Source organism: Streptomyces swartbergensis (assembly GCF_002148965.1).
Taxonomy (GTDB): Bacteria; Actinomycetota; Actinomycetes; order Streptomycetales; family Streptomycetaceae; genus Streptomyces; species Streptomyces swartbergensis.
The window spans coordinates 1-1,954 of the sequence record NZ_NGFN01000643.1 but is presented as its reverse complement, the minus strand read 5'-3'; the positions used below and the strand labels follow the sequence as shown (position 1 = coordinate 1,954).

The following is a 1,954-nucleotide window of genomic DNA, read 5'->3' as shown; positions in this document are numbered from 1 at the left end:
GGCCGGACCTGTACACCGTGGCGCAGATCAACATCGCCATGGGCAGGTCGGCGGCCGGGGCGTGGGGTGGCTGGACGCTCGTGGTGGTCTACGAGAACCCGTCGGAGCCACTGCGGCACCTCGCGCTCTGGGACGGCTTCACCCCGCTCAAGTCCGGCACTCAGGGGATCCAGCTGACCAGCCTGGGTTTTGCCGCGGGAGCGTGGGGCCGTGCGGGGCTGGTGGCCTACAACGGCGACCGCGGCACCACCGGCGACGCGCTCACCATGACGACCGGCCAGTCCGAGGTCGCCCTCAGCAACGCCGCCAACCCCCAGGACGACGTCCTCAATTCCACCATCAGTGAGCCCGGGGCGGACGCGGCACGTGTGCCCGCGCACGCCAACAACCTCGGCTACGACTCCGACGTGTTCGATCTCGGAAGAGGCCTGCAGCACGCCGGTGACCAGGCGACCTTCCGGCTCCATTCCCAGCAGGACGCGGCGTGGGCCGGCGTGCTCTTCGTCGCCGTCGACGCACGGCGGTGACTTTGTCGCCGCCCGCCCCGAACACCTTCGCGAGCGAGGAATCCGCCCACATGCACCTGTCATCCACCACCCCTCTACCAAGAGTCCTGCACCTCACCCAACCGGTGGACGGCGGCGTCGCGCGCGTCGTGACGGACCTGGTCCGGGCACAACTGTCGGACGGCCTGGACGTCACCGTGGCCTGCCCCGACAGCGCGCTCACCACGAAGCTGCGGACGCTCGGCGCGCGCGTACGGCACTGGCACGCGACGCGGTCGCCGGGTACGTCGCTCGTCCGGGAGGTGCGGCACCTGGCGCGGGTGATCGACGAGGTGCGGCCCGATCTGGTGCACGCGCACAGCGCCAAGGCCGGGCTCGCCGGACGGCTCGCGGTACGCGGGCGGATTCCGACGGTCTTCCAGCCGCACGCCTGGTCGTTCGAGGCGGTCAGCGGGGGCACCGCGGCCCTGGCGCTCATGTGGGAACGCTGGGGGGCACGCTGGGCCTCACGCGTGGTGTGTGTGAGTGAGGCGGAACGCGCCACCGGCATGGGCGCCAGGATCACCGGCCGGTGGACCGTCGTCCCCAACGGCATCGACCCCGAGCGCTTCCACCCGGCCGCCGTGGGCGCCGTGCGGGCCGGGCTCGCACCGCTCGCCGGCATCCACCCGGCGGCACCGCTCGCCGTGTGCGTGGGGCGGCTGTGCCGGCAGAAAGGGCAGGACGTCCTGCTGCGGGCCTGGGAAACCGTCGTGCGGCAGGTGCCCGACGCCCGCCTCGTCCTGGTCGGCGACGGGCCGGACCACGACCGGCTTCGTGAAGACGCCCCGGAATCCGTGGTGTTCGCGGGAGCCGTCGCCGACGCCTCCCCCTGGTACCAGGCCGCCGATCTCGTCGTCCTGCCGTCCCGCTGGGAGGGCATGGCCCTGGCGCCACTGGAGGCGATGGCCTGCGGGCGGCCCGTAGTGGTCACGGACGTCGACGGCGCCCGCGAGAGCCTGCCGTCCTCCTTCGCCGCCCGGTGCCTGGTCCCGCCGGAGGACCCGGCGGCGCTGGCCCGGGCCGTCACCGAGCTGCTGGCCGACCCGCTGCTGCGCGAGTCGCTCGGCAACCAGGGCCGCCGGCACGTGCTGTCCACCCACGACGTGCGGTACACCGCCGAGGCCGTCTCGGACGTCTATCGCGAGCTGCTCGGCCCATGGACCGCCACCACCCCCAGCGCTGAGCACGGTCAGCCGCTCGGCACCGGACGTGGCGCCGAGGTGAACCGGACAGTACAGCGCGTCGAGCCCACCGAGTACAGGGAGTCCATCCACTCGTGACCGCCGAACGTACCGTGCCCTCCCCCGGCGTACCGCCACGGGACCACGGATCCTCACCAGTCTCGGTCATGCCGCCGCGCGGCACCGCCACCGGTTTCCGGTCGTCCGCCCCGCGGCGCCCGGCCC

Annotated in this window: 1 protein-coding gene and 1 pseudogene; both read left to right on the top strand. The window is 73.3% G+C overall.

What is annotated here, in order from left to right; all coding sequences use genetic code 11:
* Window positions 1-527 (top strand): annotated as a pseudogene (locus tag CA983_RS43160) (DUF3344 domain-containing protein); the annotation flags it as partial.
* Between the two features lie 50 nt (window positions 528-577).
* Window positions 578-1,828, top strand: coding sequence for a glycosyltransferase (locus CA983_RS43155; protein WP_086606055.1), 1,251 nt, complete (start codon window positions 578-580; stop codon window positions 1,826-1,828).
* Window positions 1,829-1,954 lie beyond the last annotated feature (126 nt).

Bases quoted from the DNA above. Each gene is read 5' to 3' on its own strand.
- CA983_RS43155 (WP_086606055.1), top strand. From the start codon at position 578: ATGCACCTGTCATCCACCACCCCTCTACCAAGAGTCCTGCACCTCACC.